The organism is Phytopseudomonas daroniae, from assembly GCF_004327275.1.
GTDB lineage: Bacteria > Pseudomonadota > Gammaproteobacteria > Pseudomonadales > Pseudomonadaceae > Aquipseudomonas > Aquipseudomonas daroniae.
In genome coordinates, this window is sequence record NZ_QJUJ01000005.1 from 102,934 (window position 1) to 127,782 (window position 24,849).

A 24,849-nucleotide genomic window follows, 5' to 3' on the forward strand; every position below is an offset into this window, starting at 1 on the left:
TACGGTTCTCGCTTCCACTGCTGTTTTTTATTGACCAATCAGGACTTTATGCGTTGCCCGGCCAAGCGCTGACATAATCCTCGACGGCCAACTGCGGTGGCGTACGCAGCTCCCGCTCCGGCGTACCCAGATAGAGGTAGCCAACGATCCGCTCGTTCGCAGCGAGCCCCAAACCGGCATCGACATGGCGATCGTGGGACAGCTCACCCGTGCGCCACACCGCACCGATGCCCTGCGCATGGGCGGCGAGCAGAATGCCGTGAGCGGCACAACCAGCAGCCAACACCTGCTCCTGAGCCGGCACCTTCGGGTGCTCCTGCACGCGGGCGATGACCACCACCAGCAAGGGAGCCCGCAATGGCATATTGCGCGCCTTGGCCAGGGCCTCCTCACTCACCTCGGCCGACTTGGCAGCCAGCGCTTCGGCATACAGCTTGCCCAACGCATGCCGGGCTTCCCCTTCGATGGTCAGGAAACGCCAAGGGCGCAGTTGCCCGTGATCCGGCGCCCGCAACGCGGCGCGAAACAGCTGTTCACGCTGAGCGGCGGTCGGCGCTGGCTCGACCAGGCGGGGAACGGAGACACGGTTGATCAGCGCATCGAGGGCATCCATCGGCTCACCTCCAGGAAAAAGAACGGAATTCTAACAGCCAAGCTACCGAAGCATGAGCCAAGGCTTCCGATCGCCGCGAAAGCGCGACGCTACGGTACTACCTGAATCCGCCGCACCGGGAGCTGCGGGGGGCTCACACATCAAATGTCGTATCCGAGCGATTGGGCTGAGTGGTCGCTCAAAGGCGGAAGCAGCCGGTCGGTGACTCGCGTTGAACCATGGATCACGGCCTTCGGCCCCGGATTACGCCTGCGGCTAATCCAGGCTACGTTCTACAGCCCGTAGGATGGGTGAAACCCATCAATTTCCGATGGGTTTCACCTGCGCGGCCCGACCCATCCTACGACCGTCCGCTTGCGCCACATGGCTGCCATCCGACATTACGATACCCCGTTCGCCGCCTCGGGCACATCGACCATCCTGGCCGACATATGACCGTTGTCGCGACACTAGCCTTGCGGGCGATGCGGCGTTGGCCGTTCTGCAAATTTGCGTCACGGCCGCCAATCGCCAGCAAGCCGGTTCCTACGGGATCGCGTGCAGCGACCAGTTCGCCTCGGAGCGATGCGATTGCGGCAAGGGCCACTACCTGAGGGCGTAATCCATTCGCCGCCATAGCGTTGAAAGGCCCCACTGAAAGGCGATGAAAGCAGGCTGGCTGGCAGGTTTACAGCACCGGTGGCAAAGGTAGAATGGCGCCACTTTTTCGCGGAACAAACCCGATGGCCTGGCCAACCCTAAGACTCATCGCGTTCATCAACGGCATCTTCCTGATCACCCTGGCCATCGGCATGACCGGCCCCATGCTGACCCTGATAGCCTTCGATCGGGCATCTGAACTGAACCCCTTCATCTGGTCGAGCCTGATCACCTTTGTCGCCGGGCTGTCGATGATCGTCCGCGGGCGCCCCAAGGACGCTCATCTGCGCCCCCGCGACATGTACCTGCTGACGGTCTCGAGCTGGCTGATGGTGTGCATCTTCGCCGCCCTGCCATTCATGTTCACCCAGCACATGAGTTACACCGACTCCTTCTTCGAGAGCATGTCGGGCATCACCGCCACCGGGGCTACCGTACTGATCGGCCTGGACAACATGTCACCGGGCATCCTGATCTGGCGCTCCATGCTGCACTGGCTGGGCGGTATCGGCTTCATCGCCATGGCCGTGGCCATTCTGCCGATGCTGCGCATCGGCGGTATGCGCCTGTTCCAGACCGAGTCCTCGGATCGTTCCGACAAGGTCATGCCGCGCTCGCACATGGTGGCCAAGTACATGGTGGTGGCTTACCTGGGCATCAGCCTGCTCGGCTGCCTGGGCTTCTGGCTGGCCGGCATGAGCCTCTTCGATGCCATCAATCACAGCATGTCGGCCATCTCCACGGGCGGCTTCTCCACCTCGGATCTGTCCCTGGCCAAGTGGACGCAACCGGCCGTGCACTGGATGGCCGTGGTGTTGATGATCCTCGGCAGCCTGCCGTTCGTACTCTACGTCTCGACCCTGCGCGGCAACTTCGGCGCGGTGCTTGGCGACCAGCAGGTACGCGGTTTTCTCGCCATTCTCATGGGCACCTGGCTGATTCTCGGCACCTGGTACTACCTGACCACCGATCTGCACTGGCTCGATGCCCTGCGCCACGTGGCGGTGAACACCACCTCGATCATGACCACCACCGGTTTCGCGCTCGGCGATTACTCGCTGTGGGGCGGTTTCGCCGGGATGCTGTTCTTTTACCTGGGCTTTATCGGTGGCTGCTCCGGCTCCACCGCCGGTGGCTTGAAGATCTTCCGTTTCCAGGTCGCCTACATCCTGCTCAAGGCCAACCTGATGCAACTGGTGCACCCCCGCGCGGTGATCAAGCAGCAGTACAACCGCCACCGCCTGGATGAAGACATCGTCCGCTCGATTCTCACCTTCTCCTTCTTCTTCACCATCACTATCGCCTTGCTGGCCCTGGCGCTGACCTTGTGCGGCCTGGACTGGATCACCGCGCTGAGCGGCGCTGCCAGCACGGTCGCCGGCGTCGGCCCAGGCATGGGCCCGATAATCGGCCCGGCCGGCACCTACGCCAGCCTGCCGGATATGGCCAAGTGGCTGCTGACCCTGGGCATGCTGCTGGGGCGCCTGGAAATCCTCACCGTGCTGGTCTTGCTGATGCCTGCTTTCTGGCGGCATTGACAGGACGACCGGGCGTCACGAGCGCCCGGAATCGACCTAAACTTTCCTCACATAACAACAGGAAGCCGTCGATGAACAGCCAGCCCCACGAGCGATTCCACTCCTTCGCCGAGTTCTATCCCTACTACCTGCAGGAACACAGCAACCCGATCTGCCGGCGCCTGCATTACCTTGGCAGCCTCCTGATACTCGTGGTGCTGGGCTATACATTGATCAGCCAGCAATGGGTCTGGCTGCTGGCGTTGCCGGTCATCGGCTATGGTTTCGCCTGGGTGGGCCACTTCGTCTTCGAGCGCAACCGCCCGGCCACGTTCCAGTATCCGCTCTATTCGCTGATGGGCGATTGGGTGATGTTCAAGGATGCCCTCACCGGCCGAATCCGCTTTTAAGCATCCTCAACGGAAAAGACCGGCAGGCGGGTCAATATGACCGTTCGGTGTCTTATGGCACTCCGGCTTTGCCGGTCTTGGCCCCAGCGTATATGATCCCGCTTTTCCGCTGGCTCCGCCCGCACGCCGCTTCCAGCCTGGCGTCCGGTAATGCAGTCGGACTCTCGGCAGGGATCATCAGCAACGAATGAATGCAACTCTTTCATCCGCACCAAGCGGACTGCCAACGTTGCCCACACGCGAGTATTACTCGCGCGTGCTGGCCTACATTGCCGTGGCCGCCAGCGTCGCCGCCGGCACCTATATCCAGGTGTTCAGCCAGGACATTCTGTGGATGGTGCCGTACGCCCTGCTCTACCCGCACCTGGCGTACTGGCTGAGCAAACGCTTCAGGGATGAACAGCCACACCGTACCGTCATGTCCCTGATGTTCATCGATGCCCTGCACTGTGGTGCCGTCGCGGTGCTGTTGGGGTTCTCGGTAGTCCCCAGCCTGATGTGCCTGCTCACCCTGACCTTCAGCGCCCTGATCGTGGGCGGCCTGCGCGACATGGGCCTGGCGCTGCTGGTGGCCTTCAGCGGCTCCCTGCTCACCTCCTCGCTCACCGATCTGCGCGTGGTGCCGGAAACTCCGGCTCTGGTGGCCTTGGTCAGCAGCGTATTCACCATGCTGTATATCTGCATCAACGCCTACTTCGTCCATCAGCAGGGCATACGCCTGACTCAGGTGCGTATCGAGATCAAGCGTGAGCAGGAAAAGGCCGCACGCCTGGCCCGTAACCTGGCCAAATACCTGTCGCCCCAGGTGTGGGAGTCGATCTTCAGCGGCAAGAAACACGTGCGTCTGGAAACCCAGCGCAAGAAGCTCACGGTGTTCTTCTCCGACATCCGCGGTTTCACCGAGCTGTCCGAAGAGCTGGAAGCCGAAGCCCTTACCGATCTGCTCAATACCTATCTCAACGAGATGTCGAAGATCTGCATGAAGTTCGGCGGCACCATCGACAAGTTCATCGGCGACAGCGTGATGGTGTTCTTCGGCGACCCAAGCAGCCAGGGTGCCAAGAAGGACGCCATGGCCGCCGTCTCGATGGCCATCGCCATGCGCAAGCACATGAAGGTACTGCGCCAGCACTGGCGTGCCCAGGGCATCACCAAGCCCCTGGAGATCCGCATGGGTCTCAACACCGGTTACTGCACCGTCGGCAACTTCGGTGCCGATACGCGGATGGACTACACCATCATCGGTCGCGACGTGAACCTCGCCAGTCGACTGGAAAGCGCCGCCGAGTCCGGCGAGATCCTGATCTCCCACGAGACCTACTCGCTGATCAAGGACGTGATCATGTGCCGCGACAAGGGCCAGATCAACGTCAAGGGCTTCACCCGGCCGGTGCAGATCTACCAGGTGGTGGACTTCCGCCGTGACCTGGGCGCCAGCTCCACCTTCCTCGAGCATGAACTGCCCGGCTTTTCCATGTACCTGGATACCAATGGCATTCAGAACTTCGACAAGGAGCGGGTCATCCAGGCCCTGCAGCAGGCTGCCGAGAAGCTGCGCGACAAGATCATCATGTGACGCTCCTCGCTCGGCATTCAGTAACTGCGGGCGACTCGTCCCGGTAAATCAGCGGTCATCGGTTCGCCGCTAAGCAGTGGCTGACGGGCCAGAAATTCGATGGCCGATGCGCGCCAGGACTGCCGTCCCGCCTCCTCCGCACACTGCGCCCGATCCAGCTCCAGCGCCGCCAGGCAGGCTTGGCGCAGATCGTCACCAAGCACGCCGGTCACCCCCGGCACCACCACATCCAGCGGCCCCGGTACGGCAAAGGCCGCCACTGGCGTTCCGCAGGCCTGGGCTTCCAGCATCACCAAACCATAGGTATCGGTCTGCGAGGGAAACACCAGCACACTGGCGCGGCGATAGAATTCGGCCAGTTCCTCTCCATGCCGGTAGCCAAAGAACTTCACTTGCCCATGGGTTTGCTGCAGCGCCTGACGCTGCGGCCCGTCGCCGACCACCCATTTCTCGCCCGGCAGATCCAGATCGAGAAACGCCTGCAGGTTCTTCTCCGGCGCAATACGGCCCACGTACAGAAACACTGCCGTCACTGGCGTCGAAGCCTGAGTCTCGGGTGCGAACAAGCGTGTGTTCACGCCCTTGCGCCATAGCACCAGGCGCTCAAGCCCCCGATCGGCGAGTCCCGTACGCAATCGCTCGGTAGTCACCAGCACCGCCTGGCTAGGGCGATGAAACAGACGCAGGTAGGCATAGCCCAAGCCCAGCGGAAGCCACGGACAACGGGTCTTCAGGTATTCGGGAAAGCGGGTGTGCACGGCGCTGGAGAAGGCCAGCCCTCGGCGCAGCAACCAGCGCCGGGCGGCCCAGCCCAACGGCCCTTCGGTCGCCAGGTGCACGCAATCCGGAGCAAACGCCTCGATGGCCGCGCCGACCCGCCAGAGGTTCCACGCCAGGGGAATCTCCGGGTAGCTCGGACAGGGCACGCAGCGAAACGCTCCAGGCGAGAGGACTTCGACATGGTGCCCCATGTCCCGCAATTCGCTGACCAGTGCCTGCAGACTGGTGACCACGCCATTGACCTGCGGCGCCCAGGCGTCGGTGACGATCAGCAGCCTCATGCTGCCGGCTCGATGACCGCGACCTTGTCCGCCTGCAGTTTCGCCAGCCGCTCTTGCTCGTCGGCCAGGCGGTACAACTCGATGCGGCCGTCCGGATGCTCGATCAACGCGGTGCAGGATTCGACCCAATCGCCACAGTTGAGGTACTCGACATCGCCCAGCTTACGAATCTCGGCATGGTGAATATGCCCGCACACCACGCCGTTGAAGCCGCGACGAGCGCATTCGTGGGTGATGGCTTCCTCGAAATCACTGATGAAGTTCACCGCCGTCTTGACCTTGTGCTTGAGGTAGGCGGACAGCGACCAGTAGCCGTAACCGTAGCGGCGCCGCCAGTGGTTGAGCCAGCGATTGAGTACCAGGGTGAAGGTGTAGGCCGAGTCGCCGAGAAAGGCCAGCCAGCGGTGATAGCGGGTGATCACGTCGAACTGGTCGCCGTGGATCACCAGCAGACGCCGACCATCCGCGGTGACATGCTCGGCCTCGTCGACCAGCTGGATGTTGCCCAGCAACAGCTGCGAATAGCGGCGCAGGAACTCGTCGTGATTGCCGGTGACGTAGATCACCTGAGTGCCGCGCTTGCTCATGGTCAGCAGGCGCCTGATCACATTGGTATGCGCCTGTGGCCAGTAGATACCGCCGCGCAGCTTCCAGCCGTCGATGATGTCGCCCACCAGGTAGATGCGCTCGGCCTGGTAACGCTTGAGAAAAGCCGCCAGGTGCTCGGCCTGGCTATCGCGTGTGCCCAGGTGCACATCGGAAATCCACAGCGTACGGACACGTTGCTTGCGGCTCGGCCTTACCAGTTGTGCGATGCTCATCGGGCGATCTCCGGCAGATTTTCGGCCGAGCTTGCGCGAAAGCGGTGAAATGAATGTGAACGTGGCATGGCGATTCGATGACAGCGGCGATGCCAGGGCGGTACTGACACCGCTGTTTTCGCAGCCCCCTCTCCAACTACCGGCATCCAGGAACCCGCTTCGAGGAGTAAACTGGCGCTATCCGTCGAGGAGTTCCGCCATGTCATCGCTCTTGTCAGTGCGCCATTATCACCAGGACATCGTCTGCCACGAGCACGACCATGCCCAGTTGGTTTTCGGCCTGAGCGGCCATCTGCAGTTCGAGGTTGCGGGTCTGGGTAGCCGCATCAGCCGGCAGATCCTCGCCGTAGTGCCTGCGGGTGCACGCCACGCCTGCGACAGTCGCAACGGCAGCGAATGCCTGGTGCTCGACGTGCCCGCTGGCAATTGGCTGGAACATCATCTGGGCAACCATGCCGATGCCAGCCGCCGCCTGCTGGAAGCTCCGCAAAAAATCGAGCTGTCGGTGACGCAAAACGGCCTGGTCAACTGGCTTGCCGCCAGCTCGATCAACGATCCGCTAATCGCCCGCCAGGGCGCGATTCTGCTACTCGCCAGCCTCAATGCAGAAACGCATGTACGCCCTTGCGCCGGCCTGCCGCTGACGGCGCTCAATGCCTACATCGAGCGACACGCGGCCCATCCCATTCAGGTGGCTGACCTGGCCAGCCTTGCCGGGCTTTCCACCGCGCGTTTTCACAACCGCTTTCTCGACGAGACAGGGCTCACGCCCATGGCCTACGTGCGCGACAAACGCCTGCGTCTGGGCCGCCAACTGCTGCACAACAGCCGCCTCAGTGTCGGCGAGATCGCCGCGCGGGTCGGCTACACCTCGCAGAGCGCCTTTACCGCTGCCCTCTCCCGGCATTTCGGCGAAACGCCCAAGGTTTTGCGCGAGCGCCAGCCTCGCGACAAATAACGCCAGTCCTGCGACAGCCCATCCTGTTTGGCCCCGTTAAAGTGCGGCCAAAACAGGAGGCATAGCATGCAAATCATCGAGTGGCAGGACTTCGAACGCGTCGAGCTGCGCGTCGGCACCATCATCAGCGCGGCCCCCAACGAGAAAGCGCTGAAGCCTGCCTATGTGCTGCAGGTGGATCTCGGCGAGCTGGGCACACGAACCTCCAGCGCACAGCTCACGGCCCATTACAGCATCGACGATCTGCTGGGGCGCCAAGTGCTATGCGTTTGCAACTTCGCCGCCAAACGCATCGCCGGCGTACGCTCCGAAGTACTGGTCACCGGCGCTTATGACCGCGACGGCAAGGTCGTGCTGGCCAGCTTCGACAAGCCGCTAGCCAATGGCGCCCGCCTGGCATGACCACACGTAGTGCATTGAACGCCGCCTAGGCCAATGATGGGTTTCACCCATCCTACGGCGGCTTTCACCCCTTTCGCCGGTCGCTCGGATACGACATTTGATGTGTGACGACACTAGCCTGCCGCGGGCCGATCGCTGTGGCCCAGATCCCGGGCCGGGTCGATCTGATCGCGCACCCGCTGCTTGAGCACCTTGGCTTCGGGAAAGCCGCCATCGGTCTTGCGTTCCCAGATCTGCACGCCGTTGCACAGGATGCGGAACGTACCGCCGGTAGCCGGCTCCAGGCTCACCCTGGCGAGATCGTCGGCAAAGGTGGACAGCAGCTCCTGAGCCAACCAGGCGGCGCGCAGCAGCCACTGACACTGGGTGCAATAGGTGATGGTCACTTCGGCTTTGGTCTGGGTCATGAAACGGCTCCACGGCTGAGGCGACCATATTAGCGCCAGACCATTCGAGGGCAAGAAGGATCAGGCGATGCGTGCAAGCAACTCGCGAGCTTCCTGCTTCTCCTCCTCGTCGCCTTCGCTGAGCACTTCGTTGAGGACGTCGCAGGCGGCCTCCAGATCGTCCTGTTCGATGTAGGCCATCGCCAGATTGAGCCTGGTCAGGTTCTCGTGGTTGGCGACGAAACGGTCGAGCCCATCGGCTGCATCCGCAGGTAACGGATCCAGCTCCAGCCATTCATCCTCGGGGCCTTCTTCCTCGACCAGCATCGAGCTGGCGAACGGGCTGCGGGCGTCGTGACCGAGAATATCGGTCGACTGCTCGGCACTCGGCGCAGGAGCGCTTTCGACTTCGACATCACGTTTCTTGCGCCCAGGCACGAAAGGACTGAGCAGATCCCAGTCGGCGTCCAGAGACAGGTTGTCCAGGTTCAGTTGGGAATCGTCGCCCTGACTCTTCTGCTCCGGCGCAGGAACATCGTCCAACTCGAGTGTCAGTTCATCCAGGCCTTCCAGAGGTACCAGCGAATCGAAGGACTCCGGCGTTTCCAGCGGCAGCGCGAACAGCGCCGAGTAACGGCCCTTGAGCTGATCGATGCGCACGCCATCGAAACCGGCCTGACGCAGCTTCGTTTCTTCTTCGGCGAAGGCGGCGATGCTGCCCTGTTGAGCCAGCACTTCGAGCAGACGGAAACGAATATCCAGTCGTTGCGGGTTGGCCAGGGAAGCCTGACGCAATGCGGTTACGGCCTCCCCCAGACGACCATAGGCGATGTAGATATTGGCGCCTTCCAACGGGTCGGTGGTGTTCGGCTCGGTTCGCGCGACAACCGGTGAGCGTATCGGCGACGGCGCGACAACCAGAGGCTCGGCAACAGCGTCGGGTTCAGGCTTGCGCTTACGCTTGAACAGCAGCAGTACAAGAGCCAACAGCGCCAGCACCGATGACAGCAGCACAGTCCACAGGCTCCAGAAACCTTCAGCGACAGCCTGCTGTGCGGCTGCTGCAACGGGCTCCTGAACGGCTGCCGGCGCAGCACTTTCTGCGGGAGACGCGGCAGGAGCCGGGCGCTGGGCGAGCTGCTCCAGCAACTGGGCAATCTGCTGGTCACGCGCTTCCATACGCGTCATCAGATCGTGCAGTTGGCTCTGCATCACCAGCAGATCCCGCTGCAGTTGCAGGTTCTCGGCAGCGCGGTTGGCCACTTCATCTTCCACACGGCGGATCTGCGCGATGACTTCCACCTGCGGCTCGGCAGGCTGTTGAGGCGCGGTATCCGGGATGATTTCCGCAGGCGCTTCAGGACGTGGTGCAGCGCCAGCCTCCACAGGCTGACTCGGTGCAGCCTCCGGCATCCGTGCATGATCCGGCAACAGCAGCGAACTCCCGGCGCGCAGGCGGTGGATGTCGCCGTTGCTGAAAGCCTGCGGATTGAGCGCGTGGATATCCAGCATCAGATCCTGCAGGGAGATCCGATTACCCTCGACACGCAGCTTGGAAGCGATCGTCCACAGGCTCTCACCGCTGGCGACCTGATAACGCTCCCCACGGCTGGCGATAGGCGTACGGCGCGGTGGCACGTAGGAAGTGAACTGCTCATTGCCGACCGCTGTGGCCTGGCTGTTGTAGGAAGGGGACGGCGGTGGGTCGAGCAGCACCGTATATTCGCGCAACAACTGCCCACCCGGCCGCTTCAGCTCGACGATGAAGTTCAGGTAGGGCTCGCGCACAGGCTGGTTGGAGATCACCCGCACGACACTGTTGGCGCCGCGCAGAACCGGGCTGAAACGCAGGTCATTGAGAAAGTGAAGCCGATCGACGCCAGCGAGATTGAAGGCATCGGCCGGAGCCAGAGCGATCTTGATATCCGAGGCACCCATGTCGTCGCCGACCGCCAGCAGCTCGATCTCGGCGTTCAGCGGCTGATTGAGCGCCGAATTCAGGGTTATCTCACCCAGCCCCAGCGCTGCTGCCAGCCCCGAATATAATGCCGAACCCGATGCCAGACCGATCAGCAAGTGACGAACACGAGTCATAAAAGCTCCCGATAACTCCGCTCGAAAAGTAGCTGCAGCAACCGGAGCCGGGCCGGGTGTCCTGCAAAATGCGACGTGGCACAGCGCTGATTGGCAAGCGCGCTTTGCCCCACCGAGTAGTGAGTGTGGTAATAATTCAAGGGGTTGCGAGCGTTCAGCCCGTTTGATCTATTTGAAGGCCATCAATTAGCCATCATACGCAAAAGCCAGAAATTTGGCTAGCCATGCGAAGAACGTCAACGTCGTGACGGCCGAATGTTCCAAGCGGCAATCACGGTCAATGCGAACAGCACGCCCATAAGCAGAAAACTCTGCTGGAAGGCCACTACCTCGGCAGCGAAATCACCACCCTCCTGGCGATGACGCCACTCCAGGAAAAAGGTCAGCAGATTGACCCCGAATGCCCCACCCAATTGACGTACGAAGGTAATGGCGCCCGCTCCGTGAGCCAGTTGCTCCCGATCCAGGATGTCCAGCGCGCCGGTGCTCAGCGCGGGCAGCAGGATACCCAGCCCGATACGGCCGACGCAGGCCCAGCAACAAAGCACCAGGAACGATGCGCCTGGCTCCAGCCAGCCGAGCCCGAATGACGAGAACGCCAGCAGAAGCAGCCCACTGACCAGCAGCACGGCGGTGGACAAGCGGTCGCTCAACCACCCGCCAAGAAAGGACGCCACGCCCATCAGAACGCCCGTGGGCAGCAACAGCAAACCAGCCCAACCGGCGCTGTAGCCTTCGATGGTTTGCACATGCAGGGGAATCAAGTAGGTGGTGCCGTACAAGCCCATGCCCAGGGCGAGCGCTACCCAACTGGCCTTGCGAAAGCCGACATGCCGCCAGAGCCCCAGCGGCAGCAACGAACGAGCGCTGTAGTGACTGCGCAACAGAAAGCCGACTACCGCCAAGGTGCCGATCAGGCCAGTCAGCCAGACCCGCGGCTCACTCCAGGCGAAGCGCTGTGCCTCAGCCAGGGCACCGAGCCAGGCGAACAACCCGACGCACAGCAGGCAAAAGGCCCAGAGGTCGAGAAACGGTGTATCCCGTTGCCGCTCGCTGGGCATCAGAAACTGCCCGGCGAACATGGCCAGCACGCACATCGGCAGAGGCAGCCAGAACACCGCGTACCAGCCAAAACCATCGACCAGATAGCCGCCAATCGTCGGCCCCAGCGTCGGCGCGATCATCACGCCCAGGCCGTAGGCACCCAGCGCGGTACCACGGCCACCACCCGCGAACACCTGGAAGATCAGCACCATCGCCAGCGGCTGGACGATACCGGCACACAGCCCCTGGATGATGCGCAGGGCAATCAATTGCCAGGCGGCATCTGCCACCAGCGCGAGCAATGAAGTCACGATAAACAGACTGAGGCCGGCTTGCGCCGTCGCGCGGGCGCCAAGTCGTGCCTGAGCCCAGGCCGACAGCAGCAGGCCAGCGGTCATTGCGGCGAGAAACCCGGTGGACAGCCACTGGGCGAGAGGTCGACCAATGCGGAAATCGGCCATGATCGCCGGCAGGGCCACGTTGATACTGGTCGACGCCAGAATCATCGCCATGCTACCGAGCATCAGCACACCCAGCAGATACTGAGGATAGCGTGGCCCAAAGCGTCTCTGCAGAAGAGACAGATCCTGCATCAGCGCCGTTCCAGATTACCCAGAATACGCGCGTGCACCTGCTGGCAGAGGCGCAGATCGTCCTCGTCGATGCCGGCGAAAAGCTCCTCGCGAACCTGCGTGGAGATGGCTTCGATCTGCTCGATCAACGGCAGGGCCGGCGGACACAAGGCGATTTTCTTGGCTCGGCGATCCTCGGGCACCGCCTGACGGCTGACCAACCCCTGTGCCTCCAGGCTATCGAGCAGACGCGCCAGGGTCGGCCCTTCGACGCCAACGCTCTGGGCCAGCTCACGCTGGGTCGGCAATTCGGCGAAACGGCCGATGTGCAGCAGCACCAGCCAGCGCGCCTGGGACAGCCCCAGGCCGGCGAGCCGCCGATCCAGCTCGGCGCGCCAGGAGCGGGACAGCTGGGCCAACTGCATGGCAAAACGGTGTTGATCGGAATGAGACATGTAGGCACTCTTGGAATTGTCAAAAACTAATTATTAGCGAGCTAACCATAGCTTTTGGCAGAGAGCAAGATTGCAGTCGTTGCGAGATAAGTGTCTGTCGTGGCGCTAGTGCCACATTCATAGATCAAATGAGTGGTTGCTCAAAGGCGGTAGCGGCCGGTCGGCGACCCGCGTTGAACCATGGATCACGGCCTTCGGCCCCGGATTACGCCTGCGGCTAATCCAGGCTACATTCTACGGTCTTAAAGGCGCAAACGGCCATTCGTAGGGTGGACGACGCTTCACCTGCGCGGCCCGATCCGTCCACCAACCTAGCGATCGCAATGGTGGATGAAAAGAGCGTCATCCACCCTACGGCCGCTACCGCCACTTGGCTGCCATACCCCATTACGATTACCCCGTTCGCCGTCTCGGGCACATCTGCCACCCTGGCCGACACATGACCGTTGCGCGACCCTAATCGCCGATCAGGCTTCGAATTCGGCTTGCAGGGCAGCACGCACACAATGCAGCACGCCCTCTTCCACACGCCCAACGAACAGCGGACTGATTTGCGCCACAGGCGGCAATTCACCTTCGCCATCGAGAAACGCATCCTGAAGCTCACCGAGCAGCTCTTCGGGCAGATCGAGGGCCTGTTCGAGGGAAATCTGCTGCTCAGCGATTGCTTCGGCGAGCAGTGAGTAAGCGCTCTTCGGGCTACAGCCGAGCTGATTGGCGATCTGCGCGGGCGTCATGCCGGCGCGTGCCAGGCTGACCAGTTCATGGCGCAAGTCCACGACCGGCTGCGGCGTCTCGTTACCGGCCAGCACTTCGAGGAAGGCATCGCCATAACGCTCCAGCTTACGCGCTCCCACGCCGCTGACGCGGGCCATTTCCGCCAGCGTGGTGGGTTTGCTGCGTAGCATTTCCAGCAGCGTGGCATCAGGGAAGATGACGTAAGGTGGCACCGCATGCTCTTCGGCCAAGCGCTTGCGCAAGGCACGTAGCGCTTCCCACTGCTCGCGCTCGTCGCCGCGCACCAACTGACGTGCCGGGCTGCCCGAAGCCTTGGCACTCTGCTGCGGCTTGAGGTCGCGGCGCAGCTGCAACGTCACCTCGCCTCGCAACAACGGCCGGCAGCTGTCGGACAGGCGCAGCCCGCCATAGCCTTCCAGATCGACATCCGCCAGACCACGCGCCACCAATTGACGGAACAGCGAACGCCACTCACCTTCGCTGAGCGCGCTGCCAACGCCGAACACGGATAGATGCTGGTGGCCAAGCCCACGCATTTTCTCGTTGTCGCGACCGAGCAGAATGTCCACCAGGTGACCGACGCCATAACGCTGGCCGCTACGGTAGATCGCCGACAGCGCCTGACGCGCCGACTCTGTGGCATCCCAGGTCTGCACGCCGTCGGTGCAGTTGTCGCAGTGCCCGCAAGGCTGTGGCATGTCTTCGTCGAAATAAGCCAACAACACCTGGCGGCGGCAACGGGTTTCCTCGCAGAGCGCCAGCATGGCGTCGAGCTTGTGCTGCTCCACGCGCTTGTGGCGCTCGTCACCCTCGGAGTTCGCCAGCATCTGCTTGAGGAAGATCATGTCCTGCAGCCCGTAGGCCATCCAGGCATCGGCAGGCAGACCGTCGCGGCCGGCACGTCCGGTTTCCTGGTAATAGGCTTCCAGTGACTTGGGCAGATCCAGGTGAGCGACGAAGCGCACGTTGGGCTTGTCGATGCCCATGCCGAATGCAATGGTCGCCACCATGATAAGGCCTTCCTCATTGAGGAAGCGCTTCTGGTTGTAAGCACGCAGCTCCGACGGCAAGCCGGCGTGGTAGGGCAACGCCGGAAAGCCTTGTTCGGACAGAAAAGCCGCCACCTCTTCGACCTTCTTGCGCGACAGGCAATAGACAATGCCGGCATCCCCCTTGCGGGCGGCCAGGAACGCCAGCAACTGCTTGCGCGGCTGCTCCTTGGGCACGATGCGGTAGAAGATGTTGGGTCGGTCGAAACTGGACAGGAAGCGCTCTGCGTCCTGCAGATGCAGGCGATTGACGATTTCCTCGCGGGTACGCATGTCGGCGGTCGCGGTCAGGGCGATGCGCGGCACATCGGGGAACAGCTCGGCCAACTGCCCCAGTTGCAGGTACTCGGGACGGAAATCATGCCCCCACTGGGACACGCAGTGGGCCTCGTCGATGGCGAACAGAGCGATCTGCAGCTGCTGCAGGAAGGCCAGCATGCGCGGCTGCACCAGCCTTTCCGGGGCGAGGTAGAGCATCTTGATCTCGCCGCGACGAATACGCTCGGCGATATCGCGCTGCTGATCGGCCTCCAGGGTAGAGTTCAACGCCACGGCGGCCACGCCCAGTTCTTCCAGGGTCGCCACCTGGTCGTCCATCAGCGCGATCAGCGGTGACACCACCACGGCCAGCCCATCACGCAGCAACGCTGGCACCTGGAAGCACAGCGACTTGCCGCCGCCGGTCGGCATCAGCACCAGCGCATCGCCGCCGCTGGCCACACGCTCGATGATCGCACCCTGGCGGCCACGGAAGCTGTCATAGCCGAATACGTCTTTGAGGATGCGTTGCGCCTGCTCGAGCATGTAGGGTCTCCGAATCAAGCGGGGCATTATACGCAAGTGTCTCCCGGCGACGGGGAACCGATGTGTTTTTTAGCGTTTAGCACGCCGTTTTGCCTGCAACTCTGGCCGGGCTGGTGGGTCTGCACTAGAAGGCCGTTGAAAAACGTAGGCGAGGCAGGCGGTGCGAGGCGAAAGCAGATGAGAAAGCGGAGTTTACGAGTTGTAAATGAGCATTTCGAATCTGCTTTCAACGAAGCAACGGCAACGCAGATAGTTTTTCAACAGCCTGCTAGAATCCAGCCTCGTTTACTTCTTCAAGGTAGCCACCGATGTCCTTCGCCGAGCAACTGTCCCGTCTGCAAGCCTTCCTCGATGCCGATGATCTGCACGAAGAAGCGCTGGACTATGTCGCTGCACACGGTTACCTGACCGCCCTTTCCATCTGCCCGGACAAGGTCGAGGCGCGCGAGTGGATCGACGCCCTGTTCTCCGAGCCGCCGCATTACCGCAGCGATGCCGAGCGCGATGACATCGAAGCCACCCTGATCCAGTTGCAGGCGCATATCGCCCGCCAACTGGCCAGCGACGACGAGCCGGAAGTACCGTGCGACCTGGATCTGGGCGACGAGCCGGACGATTCCGACCTGCGCGGCTGGTGCATCGGTTTCATGGAAGGCGTGTTCCTGCGCGAAGCCGTGTGGTTCGACGACGCCGAAGACGAGGTCAGCGAGCTGCTGCTGCCGATCATGGTCGGCTCGGGCCTGTTCGACGAGCAACCGGAGTTCGCCGAGATTGCCCGTGACCGCGACCTGGTCGACAGCATGATCGAGCAGATCCCCGAGCTGCTCACCGCGCTGTTCCTGCTGTGCAATGCCCCGGACGAAAAACCGGCGCTGCTCAAACCTCGCCATCATTGATGGCGACGCCATCGATATGGCGCGCGAACCCTACGAAACCCGCAACCCCCTGCTGCGCTACAGCCTGCTGACCCTCGGCTGGCTGAGCGTAGCGCTGGGTGTGCTGGGCATCTTCCTGCCGGTGCTGCCCACCACACCCTTCCTGCTGCTGGCCGCCGCCTGTTTCATGCGCAGCTCGCGGCGCTTCTATCTATGGTTGGTCGAACATCCACGCCTCGGCCCGTGGATTCGTGACTACCTGAATGGTGAAGGCATTCCGCGCAAAGCCAAGGTCTACGCCATCGGCCTGATGTGGCTGAGCATCGGCATTTCCTGCTGGCTGGTTCCGTTGATATGGGCGCGAGCGTTCATGCTGACCAGCGCCGTACTGGTGAGCCTGTATATCCTCAGGCAGAAGACGCTGCCGGATCGGCGCTGAATGGCCACTAGCGCTTCGCCCGCAAGGCGAGTGTCACACATCAGATGTCGTATTCGATCGATTGGGCTGAGTGGTCGCTCAAAGGCGGAAGCGGCCGTTCACCCCGTAGGGTGGATGACGCTCTTTTCATCCACCATTGCGATTGCAGAGCGGTGGACGGATAAAGCGTCGTCCACCCTACGACAGGCCGCTACCGCCACCTGGCTGCCATCCCACATTACGATACCCCGTTCGCCGCCTCGGTCACATCGCGACACCAGGCGCCCCTGGCCGGGCGTCAGCAACGCGCTCCAGCTCCAGAAAACGCTCCTATCGCTCATCCCTCTCGAACGCCGCCTCCAACGCGTCGTTGATGGTGCGCAGCACTTTTACCCGGGCGAACTGTTTGTCATTGGCCTCGACCAGCGTCCAGGGTGCCAGGCGGGTACTGGTGCGGTCGACCATATCGCCTACGGCTTCGCGGTACTGCGACCATTTCTCGCGGTTGCGCCAGTCTTCTTCGGTGATCTTGAAGCGCTTCACGGGGTTGGCCTCGCGCTCGCGAAAACGCATCAGTTGGGTGTTCTCATCGATGGCCAGCCAGAACTTCACCAGCACCACGCCGGCATTGCTGAGCTGCTCCTCGAAATCGTTGATTTCACCGTAGGCGCGCAGCCAGTCCGCCGGCTCACAAAAGCCTTCGACCCGTTCCACCAATACCCGGCCGTACCAGGAGCGGTCGAACACGGTGAACTTGCCACGCGCCGGAATATGCCGCCAGAAGCGCCACAGATAAGGCTGAGCACGCTCCTCCTCGGTCGGCGCCGCCACCGGCACGATACGGTACTGACGTGGATCCAGCGCGGCGGCGACCCGACGGATCGCCCCGCCCTTGCCCGCCGCATCGTTACCTTCGAATACAGCGATCAAGGCATGGCGACGCATGCGCTTGTCGCGCATCAACTGCGACAGGCGCGCCTGTTCGCGGGTCAGTTGCTCACGGTAGTCGGCCTTGTTCAGGCGCACGCTCATGTCCAGGCTGTCGAGCAGGCTGTGCTGATCGGTGCGAGTCATCAGCGGCGTGGCATGGGGCAACGGCGCGCGCTCACCGCTGCCGCGCAGTGCGGCCTGCATACCGTCCAGAAGAATGCGCCCGACGGTCAGGCTACGGTAATTGGCATCCGCCCCGGCGACGATGTACCAGGGCGAATAGTCGCGACTGGTGCGACGCAACACATCCTCGCCGACGCGCACGAATTTGTCGTAGGTTTTCGACTGCTGCCAGTCCAGCGGGCTCAGGCGCCAGCTGTGCAGGGGGTCGTCCTGCAGCGTCTTCAGGCGCGCGTGCATCTGCTTCTTGGAGAGGTGAAACCAGAACTTGAAGATCAGCGTGCCTTCGTTACAGAGCATCTGCTCCAGGCCGAGAGCGCCGTCGATGGCCCTGCCCAGCTCATTCTTCTTAAGATCGCCGTGCACACGGCCCTGCAGCATCTGGCTGTACCAGTTGCCGAAGAAGATACCGATTCGCCCCTTGGGTGGCAGCTGCCGCCAGTAACGCCAGGCGACGGGCCGGGCCAGCTCCTCGTCGGTCTGCTGATCGAAGGTGCTGACCTGGATGAGGCGCGGATCCATCCACTCGTTGAGCAGCTTCACCGTCTCGCCCTTGCCCGCTCCCTCGATGCCGTTGATCAGGATGATCACCGCGAACCGCCCCTGCTCACGCAGTGCGTACTGCACTTCCAGCAGTGCCTCGCGCAGCAGTTGCTCCTCGGCATCGAAGGTGGCCTTGTCGATGATGTGGTCGATCTCGGCGGATTCGAACATAAGCACCTCTTCCTGAAATGTGTGCCCAGCCTAGGTGCCGTTGACGTTTCAGCGCAAGCCAGCATTACTGGCCTGTCCCCGGGTATCGCTTCGCTCAACCCAGGCGACGCAGTGGAGCTGCACCCGTGAATCTTAGGCATCAGGCACCGAATCCTCCGCGCCCACGGCCACAACGCCGCCACCGGCCTGCTAGAATCGCCGCCCTGCCTGCTCCGGAACACCACCATGGCCGATCAACACGCACAACTCGACTGGGACGAACAGGGCCAGCCCACCTCGCGCCAATACGCCGACGTCTATTTCTCCCGGGACAACGGCCTGGAAGAGACCCGCTATGTGTTCCTGAGCAACAATGATCTGCCGCAGCGCTTCGCCGCCCTGGGGCCTGGCGAGCAGTTGGTGATCGGCGAAACGGGATTCGGCACCGGCATGAATTTCCTGTGTGCCTGGGAGCTGTTCGAGCAGCAGGCGCCAGCCGGAGCACGGTTGCATTTCGTCAGCGTTGAAAAACACCCCCTCACCCGTGCCGATCTGCAGCGCGCCCTCGCCCTCTGGCCATCGTTGCAGCGCTACAGCGAGCAGTTGCTCGATGGCTATGTCGGTCTCAACCCAGGCTTTCAGCGCCAGGTATTCGATGCCGGCCGGGTGGTGCTGACGCTGCTGATCGGCGATGCCCAAGCCATGCTGCCGCAGCTCGACGCTCGTATCGACGCCTGGTTTCTCGACGGCTTCGCGCCCTCGAAGAACCCCGAGATGTGGACGCCCGAACTGTTCGCCCAACTGGCCCGGCTAAGCACGCCGCAAACCACCCTCGGCACCTTCACCGCTACCGGCTACGTTCGCCGTGCGCTCAACGAGGCTGGCTTCCAGATGAAGCGCGTGCCCGGCCTCGGCAAAAAATGGGAAGTCATGCGCGGCACCTTCGGCGCAGCGGCGAACACCTCGAGCAAGCCCTGGTTCGCTCGCCCTGCGTATCGCCCCGCCGAGCGCCGGGCGCTGGTCATCGGTGCGGGGCTGGCCGGCTGCGCCACCGCAGCCAGCCTCGCCGCGCGTGGCTGGCTGGTGGATTTGCTTGAGCGGCACGCGGCCATTGCCATGGAAGCCTCGGGCAATCCGCAGGGCGTGCTCTATCTCAAGCTTTCCGCCCACGGCACGGCGCTGTCGCGGCTGATCGTCGATGGTTTCGGTTACACCCGCCGGCTGCTCGAGCGTCTGCAGAAGGGCCAGGACTGGGACAACTGCGGCGTGCTGCAACTGGCTTTCGATGATCGCGAAGCGCAGCGCCAGGCCAAACTCGCCGCCGCCTTTCCCGAAACACTGCTGACCCAGGTGGATCGCCAGCAGGCCGAGTTCGAGGCAGGCATCGCCCTGACGAGCGGCGGGTTGTTCTATCCCGACGCAGGCTGGGTGCACCCGCCTGCGCTCTGCCAACATCTGATCGCTCATCCCAACGTGCATCTGCATGGCTGCCAGCACGCCTTGCAGCTCAAACGCATGGACGGTGACTGGCAGGCATGGAGCGGCGAACAACTGATAGCCAGCGCAGCGGTGGTCGTCCTCTGTGGCGCGGCGGATATCACCCGCTTCGAACAGAGCGCGAAACTGCCGCTCAAGCGTATTCGCGGGCAGATCAGTCGACTGCCCGCATCGAGGGAAAGCGCTGCGTTGCGCACGGTGGTTTGCGCTGAAGGTTATGTGGCGCCGGTGCGCGACGGCGAACACACCCTGGGGGCCAGCTTCAACTTCGACAGCGACGACCTGACGCCAAGTGGCGCCGAACACGCCAGCAATCTGGATCTGCTCAGAGAAATCTCCACCGATCTGGCTGAGCGCCTGCAGGTCGACACGCTCGCCCCGGATACGCTGCAAGGTCGCGCGGCCTTTCGCTGCACCAGCCCGGATTACCTGCCGATCGTCGGCCCACTCGCCGACACCGACGCGTTTGCCGAAGCGTACGCCGTGCTGGCTCGCGACGCCCGTCAGGTGCCGCAAATCCCCTGCCCGTGGCAGGAAGGTTTGTACATCAACAGTGGGCACGGCTCCCGCGGGCTGATCACCGCGCCACTGTCCGGCGAACTGATCGCCGCCTGGCTGGAAGGCGAACCGCTGCCGGTGCCGCAGGACGTAGCCGAAGCCTGCCACCCCAACCGCTTCATGCTGCGGCAGCTGATTCGCAAGGGTTGAGCCGTAAGCCATTCGATCGCCAGTCCATCGGGATTCTACCCCGTTAACGCGGATGCTTTCGAGTAAGCTCACAGCGAGTTTAAGGAGTGTTCACGAAGCGCAAGAAGTACAGTTCCGAATTCAAGCGGGAAGATACTGAGCCGGTTCGTCGCGCCGAAGCCAGTTGCCGTCAAATAACCCAAAAGATTTGGCGTTGCCCCGAGCCTGCTGAACCGCGAGAGGCACAGCCAGGTGCAGAAAGCCCTTTCCCGGTACAGGTAGCCGGTAGTTCGCGAGATTCGACTTTCCGGCCCGGTTTCGTCAGGCAGAGCGGGTGAGCCGCCGGCAGATGCCCGTGACTCGCCCGATTGATCCGCTTGGCTGGTCACTACCACCAGTATTCGATCTGCGCACCGAAGTTGGAGCCGTGCCGGGCGTCGCCAAAAGCACCGCTTCGCGACAGGGCCGAGCCCGCGGCCAGTCGATCGGCCGCGGCCTGCGCCTCGGCATTCCAGCGGGCATAGGTGTAGTACAGGCGTACTTCGGGACGCGCCCAGAATCCGGGCCCCTTGGGCGACCAGGTGGGCGCAAGGGTGAACTTGCTCAGCTTGCGCAAGCCTTCGGACGCGTCGACCTGGTCGTACCCCAGTTCGGCGACCAGCTTGAACTGCTCCGTCAGCGCATAGCTGGGACGCACGCCGAGCGATAGCCAGTCCTGCTCGTAGCCGCCTGCACGCTTGTCCTGCTGATAGACGACCTGGAATTGACCGCCGAAGCGCGGGGTCAGTTGCCAGTCGAAGAATTCGACCAGGCGCCAGCTTCTGGCCCGCTCATCGAGCCTCACGTCCCCGGTATAGCCCAGCCCCGTACCGGCGCCTTCGCCATACTGCAGGGCGAGCGTGTTGCGCCCGCCGAAAAAATCGCTCTGCACATGCTGCACGGTGGCGGACCAGCCGCTATGCACAGCGTCGCGCCCTTGCGGCTCATCGATATAACTGAGGCCTAGCTCCAGTTCTCCGCCCGGGTTGCTGGCGAAGCCGGCCACGTTGAAATCATGGCGGTTGATATAGTCATCCTGAAACACACTGTCCTTTCTCGAAAAGGCGTAACTGTATTTGAGCCCCCCGATCAGGACATCTTCAATCCCGGCCCCGGTGGCACTCTGGTTCCAGTAGAAAAAGTCGGATATGTGGATGTCATTGCGTTTGTAGAAACGCCGTCCCGCCCATAGCGAGCCCCCATTCAAAGCGGGGATATCGCGCCACTCGAGATAAGCCTGGGCCAGGCGCGCATAACCGTTATCGTCGCTGAAGGTCAGCGACTCATCGTAGGGGTTGTACAGCGCCAGCATGCCGAAGGCCTTGACCGCCGAACCATCGGCGAAGGTCGCCAGGTCGTGGCCCAGGGCGAACTCGCCGTACTGTTCGCATTCGTTGCCCAGGCGATACTTGGTCTGGCTGCCGGGCAATTGGAAACAGCTTTGCGTCGTGCCCTGACTGCTGCCCCCCATGCCAGCGCGCAAGTAACCACTGAACTCCAACGCCTGCACGCTCATAGGAAAAACCATGAACAGCCCGGCTCCCAGCACGTAGGCTTTCTTGACCACCGGCATAAGCACACCTCTTGTTTTTATTTAATGAAAATCCGGGCACGCCTCCGGCCTCCAAGCTGGCCGTTGGCTACTCGTGATGACCCGTGATTAGGGCGGCCCAGACGCTCTGGGCAGGAAACGGAACGAAGCAGCCGGTGAAGGCTCACCGGCCACCATCGCTTGCCGCTATAACGCGGCGTCCAACTCCGGTACGGCCTCGAACAAATCGGCGACCAGGCCGTAGTCGGCGACCTGGAAGATCGGCGCCTCCTCGTCCTTGTTGATCGCCACGATCACCTTGGAGTCCTTCATACCGGCCAGGTGCTGGATTGCGCCGCTGATACCCACGGCGATATACAGCTGCGGCGCGACGATCTTGCCGGTCTGGCCGACCTGCATGTCGTTCGGCACGAAACCGGCATCCACGGCGGCGCGCGAGGCGCCGACGGCGGCACCGAGCTTGTCGGCCAGCGCGTACAGGTGCTTGAAGTTGTCGCCGTTGCCCATGCCACGGCCACCGGACACCACGATCCTGGCGGCGGTCAGTTCCGGCCGGTCGGACTTGGCCAATTCCTCGCCGACGAAGGCGGAGATGCCGGCGTCGCTACCCGCGCCAACCGCTTCCACGGCGGCGGAACCACCGCTGGCGGCCGCCGCATCGAAACCGGTGGCACGCACGGTGATCACCTTCACCGCGGCATCGGATTGCACGGTGGCAATGGCGTTACCGGCATAGATCGGACGCTTGAAGGTGTCCGGGCTTTCGACGGCGATGATCTCGGAGATCTGGTCGACGTCCAGCAGCGCGGCGACGCGCGGCAGGCTGTTCTTGCCGTTGCTGGTGGCGGCGGCCAGGATGTGACTGTAACCCTTGCCCAGCTCAGCGATCAGCGGTGCGACGTTTTCCGGCAGCTGGTTGGCGTAGGCAGCGTTGTCGGCCAGCAGAACCTTGGCCACGCCAGCGATCTTGGCGGCGGCTTCGGCAGCGGCGCCAGCGTTGGCGCCGGCAACCAGTACGTGAATGTCGCCGCCAATCTGCTGCGCGGCGGCAACGGTGTTCAGCGTGGCGGGCGCCAGCGCGGCATTGGAGTGTTCAGCGATAACCAGGATAGCCATTTAGATTACCTTCGCCTCGTTCTTCAGTTTCTCGACCAGTTCAGCTACCGACCCCACCTTGATGCCGGCCTGGCGGGCAGCCGGCGCCTCGACTTTCAGGGTCTTGACGCTGGAAGCGGTGGACACGCCCAGGGCGTCCGGGGTGAGGGTTTCCAGCGGCTTCTTCTTGGCCTTCATGATGTTCGGCAGCGACGCGTAGCGCGGCTCGTTCAGGCGCAGGTCGGTGGTGACGATCGCCGGCAGGTTCAGCGCGACGGTCTGCAGGCCGCCATCGATCTCGCGAGTGACCTTGACCTTGTCGCCGGCCAGCTCGACCTTGGAGGCGAAGGTGCCCTGGGCGTAGCCGCTCAGCGCGGCGAGCATCTGCCCGGTCTGGTTGTTGTCACTGTCAATGGCCTGCTTGCCGAGGATCACCAGCTGCGGCTGCTCCTTGTCGACCACGGCCTTGAGCAGCTTGGCCACGGCCAGGGAGTTCAGTTCGTCATTCGACTCGACCAGCACGGCGCGGTCGGCGCCCAGCGCCAGGGCGGTGCGCAGTTGCTCCTGGGCAGCGCTCGGGCCGACGGAGACCACGACGATTTCACTGGCCACGCCCTGCTCTTTCAGGCGCACGGCCTCTTCCACGGCAATTTCGCAGAAGGGGTTCATCGACATCTTGACGTTGGCGAGGTCGACGCCGCTGTTGTCCGCCTTGACGCGAACCTTGACGTTGTAATCGACCACACGTTTGACAGCTACGAGGGTTTTCATAGGGTTTCCATCCGATAACGAATCACTTGACCACGGGAATCTTCGAGCGGTCGATGGTCAGGGCCACGGCCAGCACCAGGATCACGCCGAAGACGATCTGTTGGGCGAATACGCTGACCCCGACGAAGGTCATCCCCACGCGTACCACCGAGACCAGCAGCGCACCGATCAGGGTGCGCCAGATGCCGCCCACGCCGCCGGTCAGGGCGGTACCGCCGACGAGCACCGCGGCAATGGCGGGCAGCAGGAATTCATTGGCCAGGGTCGGCGAACCGCTGGACAGCCGACCGGCCATGACGATGCCGGAAAGCGCGGCGAGCCCGGCGGAGATCACGAAGACCCAGAGCTTGATGCGCTTGACCGCGATGCCCGAGGCCCAGGCCGCCGGTTCGCCGGCGCCGACGGCATTGCAGAAACGCCCGAACGCGGTCTTGCGTTGCAGGAACACGCAGGCCAGCAGCACCACCAGGGCGACCAGCACCTCATGGGGAATCCCCCAGGTCTGGCCGGTGACCCAGGCGAAGTAGGCATCGCGATCGGCCCCGCTGATATTGATGGTGCGGGTCTGCGACGCCAGCATGGTGATGGTGGTGACCACCCCGCCGACCGCCAGGGTGACGATGAACGACGGCAGGCGCAGCCAGGTATGCAGCACACCGGACAGGGCGCCCGCGGCAATGCCGATGGCCAGGCCCAGCGGCAAGGCCAGGTAGCCCAGCTCCGGCAGCAACAGCGCCACTATGACGCTGGCCATGGAGGCCACGGCCTGGGACGACAGGTCGATGCCGCCGATCAGCAGCACGAAGGTGATCCCGGCCGCCATGATGAACAGGGTCGCGGTATCGGCCAGCAAGGCCAGGATGGAAGCCGGCTGGATGAACCTGGGGTCATAGCCGGCAATCAAGGCGAACAGCACGACCAGGGCGAACAACGGGGCCTGGTTGCGCAGGCCGGATAGGGTGATGGGCATGTT

Annotated in this window: 21 protein-coding genes; 8 read left to right on the forward strand and 13 right to left on the reverse strand. The window is 62.9% G+C overall.

Features of this window, described 5'->3' with window-relative positions:
• Nucleotides 1-46: 46 nt before the first annotated feature.
• Entirely contained in the window at nucleotides 47-613 is a 567-nt protein-coding gene (locus DNK10_RS13890) for an NAD(P)H nitroreductase (RefSeq protein WP_131181885.1), read from the reverse strand.
• A 722-nt stretch (nucleotides 614-1,335) separates the two neighbouring features.
• Between DNK10_RS13890 and DNK10_RS13895 the strand changes: the two genes are divergently transcribed.
• The 3 genes from DNK10_RS13895 (at nucleotide 1,336) to DNK10_RS13905 (ending at nucleotide 4,755) form a co-directional block, all read left to right on the forward strand.
• A complete protein-coding gene (locus tag DNK10_RS13895) occupies nucleotides 1,336-2,790 on the forward strand; it encodes a TrkH family potassium uptake protein (protein ID WP_131191972.1) in 1,455 nt (484 codons plus the stop codon).
• 71 nt (nucleotides 2,791-2,861) lie between these two features.
• Nucleotides 2,862-3,179, forward strand: coding sequence for an Mpo1-like protein (locus DNK10_RS13900; RefSeq protein ID WP_131191973.1), 318 nt, complete (start codon nucleotides 2,862-2,864; stop codon nucleotides 3,177-3,179).
• A gap of 187 nt (nucleotides 3,180-3,366) precedes the next feature.
• The gene (locus tag DNK10_RS13905) at nucleotides 3,367-4,755 is read left to right on the forward strand and encodes an adenylate/guanylate cyclase domain-containing protein (protein ID WP_131181882.1); all 1,389 of its coding nucleotides are present in this window, start codon (nucleotides 3,367-3,369) and stop codon (nucleotides 4,753-4,755) included.
• A gap of 17 nt (nucleotides 4,756-4,772) precedes the next feature.
• On the opposite strand, the gene DNK10_RS13910 is transcribed toward DNK10_RS13905, so the two are convergent.
• Both DNK10_RS13910 and DNK10_RS13915 read right to left on the reverse strand, forming a co-directional pair.
• A complete protein-coding gene (locus tag DNK10_RS13910) occupies nucleotides 4,773-5,816 on the reverse strand; it encodes a glycosyltransferase family 4 protein (RefSeq protein WP_131191974.1) in 1,044 nt (347 codons plus the stop codon).
• A complete protein-coding gene (locus tag DNK10_RS13915; protein WP_131191975.1) occupies nucleotides 5,813-6,637 on the reverse strand; it encodes a UDP-2,3-diacylglucosamine diphosphatase in 825 nt (274 codons plus the stop codon). The genes DNK10_RS13910 and DNK10_RS13915 overlap by 4 nt, the downstream gene beginning before the upstream one ends.
• Before the next feature lie 199 nt (nucleotides 6,638-6,836).
• On the opposite strand from DNK10_RS13915, the gene DNK10_RS13920 reads away from it, so the two are divergent.
• Entirely contained in the window at nucleotides 6,837-7,595 is a 759-nt protein-coding gene (locus DNK10_RS13920; protein ID WP_131191976.1) for a helix-turn-helix transcriptional regulator, read from the forward strand.
• 66 nt (nucleotides 7,596-7,661) lie between these two features.
• Nucleotides 7,662-7,997 (forward strand): tRNA-binding protein, encoded by a 336-nt coding sequence (locus DNK10_RS13925; protein ID WP_131191977.1) that lies wholly within the window; start codon nucleotides 7,662-7,664, stop codon nucleotides 7,995-7,997.
• Between the two features lie 113 nt (nucleotides 7,998-8,110).
• Here the strand turns inward: DNK10_RS13925 and DNK10_RS13930 are convergent, their stop codons facing one another.
• The 5 genes from DNK10_RS13930 to recQ all read right to left on the reverse strand — a co-directional run bounded on the left by DNK10_RS13930 (nucleotide 8,111) and on the right by recQ (nucleotide 15,139).
• Nucleotides 8,111-8,404: an Rdx family protein gene (locus DNK10_RS13930; protein WP_131181876.1), complete on the reverse strand. Its 294-nt coding sequence runs from the start codon at nucleotides 8,402-8,404 to the stop codon at nucleotides 8,111-8,113.
• Between the two features lie 60 nt (nucleotides 8,405-8,464).
• The gene (locus DNK10_RS13935; protein WP_208738823.1) at nucleotides 8,465-10,477 is read right to left on the reverse strand and encodes a motility hub landmark protein FimV; all 2,013 of its coding nucleotides are present in this window, start codon (nucleotides 10,475-10,477) and stop codon (nucleotides 8,465-8,467) included.
• A 236-nt stretch (nucleotides 10,478-10,713) separates the two neighbouring features.
• Entirely contained in the window at nucleotides 10,714-12,114 is a 1,401-nt protein-coding gene (locus DNK10_RS13940) for a DHA2 family efflux MFS transporter permease subunit (RefSeq protein WP_131191978.1), read from the reverse strand.
• On the reverse strand, nucleotides 12,114-12,548 hold the full coding sequence (locus tag DNK10_RS13945; protein ID WP_131181874.1) for a MarR family transcriptional regulator: 435 nt from the start codon (nucleotides 12,546-12,548) through the stop codon (nucleotides 12,114-12,116). Before DNK10_RS13945 ends, DNK10_RS13940 begins: the two co-directional genes overlap by 1 nt.
• Nucleotides 12,549-13,015: 467 nt before the next feature.
• Entirely contained in the window at nucleotides 13,016-15,139 is a 2,124-nt protein-coding gene (gene recQ, locus DNK10_RS13950; protein WP_131191979.1) for a DNA helicase RecQ, read from the reverse strand.
• Nucleotides 15,140-15,447: 308 nt separating this feature from the next.
• Here recQ and DNK10_RS13955 point away from each other — a divergent pair, with 308 nt between their 5' ends.
• A complete protein-coding gene (locus DNK10_RS13955; protein WP_131181872.1) occupies nucleotides 15,448-16,035 on the forward strand; it encodes a UPF0149 family protein in 588 nt (195 codons plus the stop codon).
• Between the two features lie 16 nt (nucleotides 16,036-16,051).
• Nucleotides 16,052-16,453 carry a YbaN family protein gene (locus DNK10_RS13960; protein ID WP_131191980.1) on the forward strand — a complete coding sequence of 134 codons (402 nt, stop codon included), beginning with the start codon at nucleotides 16,052-16,054 and terminating at the stop codon, nucleotides 16,451-16,453.
• A gap of 309 nt (nucleotides 16,454-16,762) precedes the next feature.
• Here DNK10_RS13960 and pap read toward each other — a convergent pair whose 3' ends face one another.
• A complete protein-coding gene (gene pap, locus DNK10_RS13965; protein WP_131191981.1) occupies nucleotides 16,763-18,256 on the reverse strand; it encodes a polyphosphate:AMP phosphotransferase in 1,494 nt (497 codons plus the stop codon).
• Nucleotides 18,257-18,481: 225 nt separating this feature from the next.
• Here pap and mnmC point away from each other — a divergent pair, with 225 nt between their 5' ends.
• A complete protein-coding gene (gene mnmC / locus DNK10_RS13970; protein WP_131191982.1) occupies nucleotides 18,482-20,440 on the forward strand; it encodes a bifunctional tRNA (5-methylaminomethyl-2-thiouridine)(34)-methyltransferase MnmC2/FAD-dependent 5-carboxymethylaminomethyl-2-thiouridine(34) oxidoreductase MnmC1 in 1,959 nt (652 codons plus the stop codon).
• 367 nt (nucleotides 20,441-20,807) lie between these two features.
• Here the strand turns inward: mnmC and DNK10_RS13975 are convergent, their stop codons facing one another.
• The 4 genes from DNK10_RS13975 to DNK10_RS13990 form a co-directional block, all read right to left on the reverse strand.
• A complete protein-coding gene (locus tag DNK10_RS13975) occupies nucleotides 20,808-22,031 on the reverse strand; it encodes a maltoporin (RefSeq protein WP_131191983.1) in 1,224 nt (407 codons plus the stop codon).
• 165 nt (nucleotides 22,032-22,196) lie between these two features.
• Nucleotides 22,197-23,126 (reverse strand): electron transfer flavoprotein subunit alpha/FixB family protein, encoded by a 930-nt coding sequence (locus DNK10_RS13980; RefSeq protein WP_131191984.1) that lies wholly within the window; start codon nucleotides 23,124-23,126, stop codon nucleotides 22,197-22,199.
• A complete protein-coding gene (locus tag DNK10_RS13985) occupies nucleotides 23,127-23,876 on the reverse strand; it encodes an electron transfer flavoprotein subunit beta/FixA family protein (RefSeq protein WP_131191985.1) in 750 nt (249 codons plus the stop codon).
• Between the two features lie 22 nt (nucleotides 23,877-23,898).
• Nucleotides 23,899-24,846 carry an ABC transporter permease gene (locus DNK10_RS13990; RefSeq protein ID WP_131191986.1) on the reverse strand — a complete coding sequence of 316 codons (948 nt, stop codon included), beginning with the start codon at nucleotides 24,844-24,846 and terminating at the stop codon, nucleotides 23,899-23,901.
• Nucleotides 24,847-24,849: the final 3 nt, after the last annotated feature.

What these genes read in the sequence shown, in the direction of transcription:
- DNK10_RS13890 (WP_131181885.1), bottom strand. Translation starts at nt 613, where the DNA reads ATGGATGCCCTCGATGCGCTGATCAACCGTGTCTCCGTTCCCCGCCTG.
- DNK10_RS13895 (WP_131191972.1), top strand. Translation starts at nt 1,336, where the DNA reads ATGGCCTGGCCAACCCTAAGACTCATCGCGTTCATCAACGGCATCTTC.
- DNK10_RS13900 (WP_131191973.1), top strand. Translation starts at nt 2,862, where the DNA reads ATGAACAGCCAGCCCCACGAGCGATTCCACTCCTTCGCCGAGTTCTAT.
- DNK10_RS13905 (WP_131181882.1), top strand. Translation starts at nt 3,367, where the DNA reads ATGAATGCAACTCTTTCATCCGCACCAAGCGGACTGCCAACGTTGCCC.
- DNK10_RS13910 (WP_131191974.1), bottom strand. Translation starts at nt 5,816, where the DNA reads ATGAGGCTGCTGATCGTCACCGACGCCTGGGCGCCGCAGGTCAATGGC.
- DNK10_RS13915 (WP_131191975.1), bottom strand. Translation starts at nt 6,637, where the DNA reads ATGAGCATCGCACAACTGGTAAGGCCGAGCCGCAAGCAACGTGTCCGT.
- DNK10_RS13920 (WP_131191976.1), top strand. Translation starts at nt 6,837, where the DNA reads ATGTCATCGCTCTTGTCAGTGCGCCATTATCACCAGGACATCGTCTGC.
- DNK10_RS13925 (WP_131191977.1), top strand. Translation starts at nt 7,662, where the DNA reads ATGCAAATCATCGAGTGGCAGGACTTCGAACGCGTCGAGCTGCGCGTC.
- DNK10_RS13930 (WP_131181876.1), bottom strand. Translation starts at nt 8,404, where the DNA reads ATGACCCAGACCAAAGCCGAAGTGACCATCACCTATTGCACCCAGTGT.
- DNK10_RS13935 (WP_208738823.1), bottom strand. Translation starts at nt 10,477, where the DNA reads ATGACTCGTGTTCGTCACTTGCTGATCGGTCTGGCATCGGGTTCGGCA.
- DNK10_RS13940 (WP_131191978.1), bottom strand. Translation starts at nt 12,114, where the DNA reads ATGCAGGATCTGTCTCTTCTGCAGAGACGCTTTGGGCCACGCTATCCT.
- DNK10_RS13945 (WP_131181874.1), bottom strand. Translation starts at nt 12,548, where the DNA reads ATGTCTCATTCCGATCAACACCGTTTTGCCATGCAGTTGGCCCAGCTG.
- recQ (WP_131191979.1), bottom strand. Translation starts at nt 15,139, where the DNA reads ATGCTCGAGCAGGCGCAACGCATCCTCAAAGACGTATTCGGCTATGAC.
- DNK10_RS13955 (WP_131181872.1), top strand. Translation starts at nt 15,448, where the DNA reads ATGTCCTTCGCCGAGCAACTGTCCCGTCTGCAAGCCTTCCTCGATGCC.
- DNK10_RS13960 (WP_131191980.1), top strand. Translation starts at nt 16,052, where the DNA reads ATGGCGCGCGAACCCTACGAAACCCGCAACCCCCTGCTGCGCTACAGC.
- pap (WP_131191981.1), bottom strand. Translation starts at nt 18,256, where the DNA reads ATGTTCGAATCCGCCGAGATCGACCACATCATCGACAAGGCCACCTTC.
- mnmC (WP_131191982.1), top strand. Translation starts at nt 18,482, where the DNA reads ATGGCCGATCAACACGCACAACTCGACTGGGACGAACAGGGCCAGCCC.
- DNK10_RS13975 (WP_131191983.1), bottom strand. Translation starts at nt 22,031, where the DNA reads ATGCCGGTGGTCAAGAAAGCCTACGTGCTGGGAGCCGGGCTGTTCATG.
- DNK10_RS13980 (WP_131191984.1), bottom strand. Translation starts at nt 23,126, where the DNA reads ATGGCTATCCTGGTTATCGCTGAACACTCCAATGCCGCGCTGGCGCCC.
- DNK10_RS13985 (WP_131191985.1), bottom strand. Translation starts at nt 23,876, where the DNA reads ATGAAAACCCTCGTAGCTGTCAAACGTGTGGTCGATTACAACGTCAAG.
- DNK10_RS13990 (WP_131191986.1), bottom strand. Translation starts at nt 24,846, where the DNA reads ATGCCCATCACCCTATCCGGCCTGCGCAACCAGGCCCCGTTGTTCGCC.